1 protein-coding gene and 1 pseudogene are annotated in these 3585 nt (G+C 69.8%); both read left to right on the top strand.

The window, feature by feature from the left end; translation table 11 throughout:
- Positions 1–1281, top strand: a 1281-nt coding sequence (locus D7V93_RS40180; RefSeq protein WP_120648313.1) for a hypothetical protein, incomplete at its 5' end; no start/stop codon positions are given.
- A gap of 222 nt (positions 1282–1503) precedes the next feature.
- Positions 1504–3585, top strand: a pseudogene (locus D7V93_RS40175) (endopeptidase); the annotation flags it as partial.

Raw genomic sequence — 3585 nt, 5'->3', positions numbered from 1 at the left:
CCCCTGTTCCCCACCCTGCTCGGCGCGCTGTACCGCCTCCTGGGCGAACCCCGGGGCAGCGCGCTGCCGTACAAGCTTGTGCTCGCCGTCCTGGGCTCGGCCACGGTGGCCTGGTGTCAGGCGTGGTGGCGCCCGCTGCTGGGCTGGACGTGGAGCTTCGTGGCCGCGGGCCTGTACGCCGCGAGCTTCGGGTGGCTGGTGCTGTCCACCACGTACAGCAATGAAACACTGTCCGCGCTGTGGCTGTGTTTCACCTGCGCGCTCGTGCTCCGGGCCGGCCCCCTGACGTGGCCCGCAGCCCTCGCGCTGGGAGGGGTGATGGGCCTGGGCACGCTCACCCGCGCCGAGCACCTGGGGCTGTGGCCCTTCCTCCTCTTCTACGCGTGGCGGGCCCGCGCGCGCATGGGCCCTTTGAAGCCCGCAGCGAGGCCCTGGGCGCTCCGGTGGCTCGCGGCGGTGGGCGTGTCGCTGCTCCTCCTGGTGCCCGGGGCGGTGCGCAACCTGGGCACGATGCGGGAGCTGAACGCGCGCGCCCCGCTGCTGGAGCCGCTGCCGGAGTGGGTGCCCGTCACCGTGTACGGGCCGCTCAACTTCGCGATGGCGAACCACGCGGGCGCCACGGGCGGCTTCACCCCCGCGCTCATCAACCAGGGCGGGCTCAACGGACAACTGGAGCCCTCGCGCCCCGAGCACCGGCGCCTGCTCCTGCACGGCTACGCGGAAGGGCTGCGCTGGATGGCGGACGCCCCCGGCGACGCGGCCCGGCTCCTGTGGCGCAAGCTGGACCTGTGGCTGGATGGCCTGCGCCTGGGCTTCGGCGTGTCCAACGTGCCCGGGGGGCTCGCGGGCGAACGCGCACCGGTGGACGTGTTCGTCCCCGACGCGGGCTTCCTCGAGTGGCCGCTCGCCGCGCTGCTCCTCGCCGGGATGCTGCTGTCCCTGCGGCCCGCGTTCGCGCCGTTCCAGTTACTCGCGCTGGTGGTGCTGCACCGGCTGCTCGTCACCCTCGCCTTCTTCGGCTACGCGCGCGGAATGCTCGTGGTGTTCCCCGCCCTCGTGCCCCTGCTGGTGCTGCCGCTGACGGTGCTGGCCCGACGCCACGCGGCCGTCGCCCGGGGCCTGCCGATGGTTTTCGGGGGGCTGCTGCTGCTCCTGTGGGTGGAGGCCGCCGTCCTCGCCACGCGCGACGTGCCCCGCCGCTTCATGGCCAGCGGCAGCACCGACGCCGCCAATGGCAAGCTGCTCCAGGACGACCGCGTCCGCCTCTGGCCCCAACCCTGAGCAGTGCTCCCGGTGGAATACTGCGAGCGGATAGGAAAACTCCGGGAGTGAACATCCAGCCAGTGAACACTCCAACTCCTTGAAAATCCGCCGTTTTCGCCATTTCGGCGTTAATCAGGAATAGCCGCAATTCGTTTTTAAAAAGCGCATGAACTAAAGCAGACAGCGCTCCGCCCCGGAGCCCGTCGGTCCCGTCCGACGGCATCATCCGAGGAGACGTGCATGCGCCCCCTGCGGTCCGCAATCTGTTGTCTTGCACTCCTGGTCTCATCCACGACGTTCGCGATCCAACCCCCACAGCCCGCGCAGCAGGGCGCGGTGGCGAAGAAGGCGTTCTTCAAGCCGGACATGTACCTGCCCATCCAGAACGTGCCGCTGGAGAAGGCGCGCACGCTGATGCCGCGCGTGGGCGCGGACCGGTGGAGCAGCTTCCTTGCGCGCAATGGCGGCAACGTGCAGGTGTACCTGGATCCGCTGACCGGCACGGCCACGGGCATCCAGGGCAGCTTCCCGCTGCTGCCCGGTGACGGCTTCCGCAACAACATCACGCTCAACGACGTGCGCCAGGGTCTGGGCCGCTCGGTGGGCGGCATCGACGAGGCGGTGGTGGGCGAGCTCGTCTTCAAGTTCATCGCGGACAACCAGGACGCGCTCGGCGTGGACCTGATGCAGCTGGGCGCGCCGCGCGTGACGGCGGTGACGGAGTCGCTGTGGCAGGTGCACATCCCGCAGGTGGTGCGGGGCGTGCCGGTGCGCCACGGCCGGCTGGCGGCGACCATCAGCCACGGCAACCTCATCCTGCTGGGCGCGGAGTCGTGGTCCAACGTGGCCATCGACGTGAAGCCCACGCTGGCGGCGTCGCAGGCGCTGACCGCGGGCAGCACGTTCCTGGGCCAGACGCTGTCGCCCACCAGCCTGTGGCAGCAGCCCACGCTGGAGGTGACCCCCTTCGCCCGCACGGGCGCGGCGTTCGGCCAGGGCTACGGCCACGCGCTGGTGTGGAGCTACGGCTTCTCCAACCCCGGTGAGAACGAGCGCTGGAAGGTGACGGTGGACGCGAACTCCGGCGAGGTGCTCGCCGTGGAGGACGACAACCACTACTTCGACGCGCAGCTCAAGGGCGGCGTCTACCCGTCCACCAACATCGGCACGTGCGCGGCGAACACGACGTGCGGCACGATGCAGCCGAACTCCCCCATGCCGTGGGCGAACACCAACTTCGCCTCGCCCAACAACTTCACCGACGGCGCGGGCATCTACAACTACAGCGCCGGGTCCGTCACCACGACGCTCGCCGGCAAGTACGTGAAGATCGCCGACAGCTGCGGCGCCATCAGCGTCAGCTCCTCCACGGGCAGCATCGACCTGGCGGGCGTGAACAACGACCACGACTGCACGGTGCCCGCGGGCACCTCCGCGGGCAACACCCCGGCGGCGCGCTCCAGCTTCTACGAGCTGAACAAGATCAAGGAGGTCGCTCGCGGCTGGCTGCCCTCCAACACCTGGCTGGGCGGGCAGCTCACCTCCAACGTCAACCTCTCCAGCACCTGCAACGCCTTCTGGAACGGCAGCACGGTGAACTTCTACAAGAGCGGCGGCGGGTGCCGGAACACGGGTGAGATTGGCGCCGTGTTCGACCACGAGTGGGGCCACGGCATGGACAACTTCGACGCCAACGGCTCGCTGTCCAACTCCAGCGAGGGCTACGCGGACATCGCGGCCATCCTGCGCCTGCAGACGTCCTGCGTGGGCTACGGCTTCTTCCAGACGACGAACACGGGCTGCGGCCTCACGCCGGACGGCACGGGCTACAACCAGCAGGAGTCGCAGGTCACCGGCAAGTCGTGGTGCAACCTGCGCTGCTCCGGCGTGCGTGACGCGGACTGGGCGGCGAGCGCGCCCAACATCCCGGCCACGCCGCAGAACTTCACCTGCCAGATGTGCAGCTCCGGCAGCGGCCCGTGCAGCAAGCAGGTGCACTGCGCGGCGTCCCCCGTGCGTCAGGCCGCGTGGGACCTGGTGACGCGCGACCTCACCGCGGCGCCCTTCAACTACACCTCCAACGACGCGTTCCTGCTGGGCAACAAGCTGTTCTACCAGGGCTCCGGCAACGTGGGCACGTGGCACGCCTGCAACTGCACCGCCGGCACGTCCGACGGCTGCGGCGCCACCAACGGCTACATGCAGTGGCTGGCCGCGGATGACGACAACGGCAACCTGGCGGACGGCACCCCGCACATGACGGCCATCTACGCGGCGTACAACCGCCACAACATCGCCTGCTCCACGCCCGCCCCCACCAAC

The organism is Corallococcus llansteffanensis, from assembly GCF_003612055.1.
GTDB classification, from domain to species: domain Bacteria; phylum Myxococcota; class Myxococcia; order Myxococcales; family Myxococcaceae; genus Corallococcus; species Corallococcus llansteffanensis.
This window is presented reverse-complemented; position numbering and strand designations above follow the sequence as displayed.